We start from the raw sequence: 4871 nt of genomic DNA on the forward strand, positions 1-4871 counted from the left end.
GTTAGATAGAACTAAATTGATATAAAAATATATAAAATAATAAAAAATGTGGAAAGGATGTATACTTTCTACATTTTTTTAGTTTAAGAAATATAGTATCTGTTTTATAATTAATATATTTTAGTGATATTTTACTGTTATAAAATATAGAAACTATTTCTTGCGAAAGTAATTGATTTGTTGTATTATAATTTACATGAATATGTAAGACAATTAAAAAAAGTATTATAAGAGTAGATATATTCAAAAATTTAACTATTAGTTTATATATTAAAAGATGAAGGGTAGGATGAAGTCATGAGCTTTAAAGAAGTGAAAATTGAGGAATTACAGTTTAATCCATTTACTAAGATTGGTAAAGAATGGTTGCTAATAACAGCTGGTGATTCAGAAAAATTTAACACAATGACTGCTAGCTGGGGTGGTGTCGGAGTATACTGGAGTAAAAACGTTGTTACAACTTACATAAGACCACAGAGATATACAAAGGAATTTGTAGATAATAATGATACATTTACAATTGCATTTTTTGATGAAACTTATAGAGAGGCTTTAAATATCTGTGGAACTATTTCTGGTAGAGATATAAATAAAGTAGAAAAAGCAGGACTTACACCATATTTTGTAGATGATACTGTAGCTTTTGAAGAAGCTAATATGATTATGGTATGTAAGAAATTGTATCATGATACTATGCCACCAGAAAATTTCGATGCTAAAGAAAATGATAAAAAGTGGTATCCAAATAAGGATTATCACACTATGTATATTTCAGAAATTATAAAAGTTCTTGTAAAAGAATAAATATAGTAAAAAATATGAACTCTATTTGATAGGGTTCATTTTTTTATTTGCTCATAGAAAATCAGTTATCTAGATAAAAAAGTTTATTTGAAATAGTTAAATATGCTTTATAAATAGTTTTATGTTAATTAGAAGCTCAATTTATTAATTTTATAGTGACCTTATTTTAACACAAATAACTTTAATATTAATTTTATTCAATATATTATTATAAAAGTATAAATATCACTTAATAAAAATATATATTGTATTAGGTATTTTAAATAAATTTTTAAAGGGTGATTTATTATGGAAAGTATAACTAGCTATTTTAGAACGATACTATGTGTATTTATATGTTTATCGTCTGCATTTATATTTATTCAACTGGCAAGAGTATTTATTAATAAGAAAAAAGTTAATCAGAAAAATAAATTGAAAAAAGGATTTAGGTATGATAGAGATTTGATTGAAACGAGAAGAGAAGATGTACATATAAAAATTAATAATATCAACAAAACTAAGAGCAACAATAGTAATAAAAAGTTAAAAGAAGAAAAAGTATTCAAATATGACAATGGAGACCTGTATAAAGGTGAGTTTGTTGATGGAAAGAAAAATGGATTTGGAATATATCTTTTTTCAAGTAATGAAAGATATGAAGGATTATGGAAAGATGATAAGATGCATGGAATAGGAAAATATACTTATAGAGATGGCTCAATATATACAGGAGAATTTAAATATGGATTAAAAAATGGTTTGGGAAAATTGACATATCCAAATAATGATATTTATAAGGGATATTTTTTAGATAATAAGAAAAATGGTAAAGGTATATTATATAAAAATGATGGAAATAAACAGGCAGGAATATGGGAAGATGATGAACAATGTAAAAATTTAGACCTTAAAGATTTAAACAATAAGGAGATAAATAATATTTATCGAAATAGATTAAATAATAATAAAGTGAAAATCTAGCGATTATAAAAAAATAATCTTTATTTATAATGGAAAAATAATATATATATGTTGTAATTTGTAAAATCTTTCTATATGGTATAAAATTAAGTATTGATTAGTCTATTACATAAATATAGAATATAAATATATCCATTTGATAATAAGGAGAAGAGATATGAATGAATATGTAGTTGTGGATTTAGAAACTACAGGCTTAGATCCATATAAAGGTTGTGAAATAATAGAAATAGGAATAACAGAAATAAAAAATGACGAAATTGTAAAAAACTACTCAAGATTGATAAAACCTAAAGGTATAATTTCTTCATTTATAACAGAATTGACACATATAAGCAATGAAATGGTAGAAAATGAAGAGCCTCTAGAATTGGTTTTACCTAGATTTAGAAAATACATAGGAAATAGAACTATAATTGCACACAATGCGAAGTTTGATTTAAAGTTTTTAAATTACTATCTTAGAATATTAGATTTAGAACCAATAAACAATTATATATGTACACTAGAATTATTAAAAAAATGTAAAAGTTATAAAGGAAAAAATAAGAAGCTTGAAACAGCTTGTGCTTATTACAATATAGAGAATATAAATGCTCATAGAGCTGACAGTGACACTTTAGCAACTGCAAAACTATTTTTGAAAATAAAAGATGAATATTAATCTTAAATATAGAGAAAATTAGTGAAAATATCCTTTATAAAATTGACCCTTAAACTTACAATTTTGTTCTTTGATTTATTTTGTAGAACAATGTATAATGTACCTTAGTATAAAGAAGGGAGACTAAAATGGGTTATTACGATGATGATGATAATAATAAAATAAGACGTAAAAAAGTAAATAATAGTAAAGATAGTAATAAAAAATCTAAACATTCTTATACTTCAACAAATAAAAAAAATAAAACTTCTAAGACAAGCTCTAGTAAAAGAATGAGTGAAAAAGTAGATTCACAGAATCTTATAAAAAGAGAAAGAGATAGTTTTACAAGAGATAATGTAAGACCTTTAAATACAGATTACAATCAAAGAGAAAGAAGAAGAGTTGATTATAAGCAAAGAGAGAAAAAGCTAAAAAGTAAAAAAAGAAAAAAACAAAAAAGGATTAAGATAGCTAGAGCATTGTTATCTATTATGCTAGTTGCTCTGATTATACTTTCAGTAGTAGGTGCAATATTTACAGTTTCGGCTATAAAAGGGTCACCTGAAGTCACTAAAAAATTAATTAGGTCTAAATATATAAGTAGTGAAGTTGTAAGCATAAAGCAAATGCCAAATGACTTAAAGCATGCTATAGTTTCTATAGAAGATGAGAGATTTTATAAGCATAAAGGAGTAGATGTTATTTCTTTAACTAGGTCAGTACTCAATAATGTATTTACAGATACAACACAAGGTGGAAGTACTATAGATATGCAAGTTTCAAAAAATCTGCTTACTAGTGATGATAAAACTATGAAACGAAAAATAAGGGATATGTATAATGCTAAGCAGATGAATAAGATTATGAGTAAGGATGAAATTCTTGAAGCTTATTTAAATAATATGTATTTAGGTAAAAATGCATATGGAGCTGCAAAGGGAGCTGAAGTGTATTTTGGTAAAAAAGTTAGTGAGTTAAATTTATCTGAATGTGCTATGTTGGCTGGTATGACAAATAATCCTGCAAGGTATATTGACCATGGAGAGGCTAAAAAGAGACAATTAATTGTATTGTATAAGATGCATGAGCTTGGTTATATAACTGATAAGGAATATAGAATAGCTAAAGCTGATGATACTCCTTTTAAGTCGGAAATTGATTAAGAAAATATAAAATCTAGTGCTTTTAGTGTTTTCAGTCTAGTGATATATAATAAAAAACTTTTTTGCCACCATATTGCCACCAAAGTTGTAATTTGGTGGCAATTGTTTTATTGTATAAAATGCAGAATGTAGTATTATTTTAAATTTTACTAGGTATTCTAGTGAAGATATTTGTTATTGAGGATGAGTTCTGGAATCTATTTCCTAGTGCTAAGGTTGGAGTTGTTATTTGTAATGATATAGACAAATTTGTAGGGGACATTAGATTAACTAGAGCAACTGGAAATGAGAAATTTATTCCATTGGGGGAGATGAGAATACACCTCCATATGAAGGTGAGGTAGTCTATAAAGATGACAAAGGAGCAATTTGTAGATGTTGGGATTGGCGTGAAGCAATAAGAATAATGCTTACTGAAAGCACAAATAATGCCTTTTTATGTATTGAATTGGTGGATGAGAATAGATTTGAAGAAATTTCAAAGGAATTGTGTAATATTAAAAGTGTTAAAAAGTAATAAATAAATTAAGTATTACTATGGACAACTATGAAACTAGTGGAAATTTATGTTTATATTATGAGATAGCAAAAAAGTTATAAATTTAAAACACTTTATAAATAATTAGATTTTATAGATAGAAAATAAAAATTTATAATATAATAAAAGCCCTTAAAATAACAAATCAAAGTATTTTAAGGGTTTTTTACTATATCTTTTAAAAGATATAACTCTAAATAAATTTACTCAATGAGGTATGTAATTAATTTAAGTAGATATGTTTGAAAATCTAAATCATATATTATATTCTATAACTTTATCATTAAATCATAATCTAGACTTTTGTTAGAGAAACTTTCAATTAACCTCGACTTACACTTAGCATTTTTTAGAATATAATTATTTAGCCAATAAACAATTGCATTTCCTCTATAATTTAATCCAATTCTAAGTCCATTTTCATATTCCCAGAAAGGATGTTCTTCTTCCGTATTATCAATCTAATTATAGAATTTACGTCTAATTTCGTATTTTTTCAAATTAATGTCATTAGGTACTTCTATGTAATCAGGATTGTAATCTCCACCAAAGCTCACTTTTATAATCACTATTAACCTCCAGTTTTGTTTATTTAAAATTATATCATATTTTACAAAAGCTAAATTTTTTAATAGTATTATACTTTCAATTATTAAGGTTCATAAATAAATTGATATTGAAAAATAGTAATTATTATAAGAATTTTAAAATCTAGATATCTTTTTTATTGAAAAATAATCAATATAAAACAGATATA

At 24.8% G+C, this 4871-nt stretch carries 6 protein-coding genes; all 6 read left to right on the forward strand.

The window, feature by feature from the left end; translation table 11 throughout:
- Positions 1-297: 297 nt before the first annotated feature.
- Positions 298-804, forward strand: coding sequence for a flavin reductase (locus tag KGF38_RS19830; protein WP_054277156.1), 507 nt, complete (start codon positions 298-300; stop codon positions 802-804).
- Positions 805-1092: 288 nt separating this feature from the next.
- Positions 1093-1767 (forward strand): MORN repeat-containing protein, encoded by a 675-nt coding sequence (locus KGF38_RS19835; protein ID WP_074178410.1) that lies wholly within the window; start codon positions 1093-1095, stop codon positions 1765-1767.
- Between the two features lie 157 nt (positions 1768-1924).
- A complete protein-coding gene (locus KGF38_RS19840) occupies positions 1925-2431 on the forward strand; it encodes a PolC-type DNA polymerase III (RefSeq protein ID WP_074178409.1) in 507 nt (168 codons plus the stop codon).
- Positions 2432-2559: 128 nt separating this feature from the next.
- Positions 2560-3576 (forward strand): biosynthetic peptidoglycan transglycosylase, encoded by a 1017-nt coding sequence (locus KGF38_RS19845; RefSeq protein ID WP_227832692.1) that lies wholly within the window; start codon positions 2560-2562, stop codon positions 3574-3576.
- Positions 3577-3737: 161 nt separating this feature from the next.
- Positions 3738-3920, forward strand: a complete 183-nt coding sequence (locus KGF38_RS20640; RefSeq protein ID WP_074178408.1) for a hypothetical protein — start codon at positions 3738-3740, stop codon at positions 3918-3920.
- Entirely contained in the window at positions 3878-4093 is a 216-nt protein-coding gene (locus KGF38_RS20645; RefSeq protein WP_413926767.1) for a phenylalanine--tRNA ligase beta subunit-related protein, read from the forward strand. The genes KGF38_RS20640 and KGF38_RS20645 overlap by 43 nt, the downstream gene beginning before the upstream one ends.
- The last annotated feature ends 778 nt before the right edge of the window (positions 4094-4871 follow it).

Source organism: Clostridioides sp. ZZV14-6387 (genome assembly GCF_020657835.1).
GTDB lineage: Bacteria > Bacillota > Clostridia > Peptostreptococcales > Peptostreptococcaceae > Clostridioides > Clostridioides difficile_A.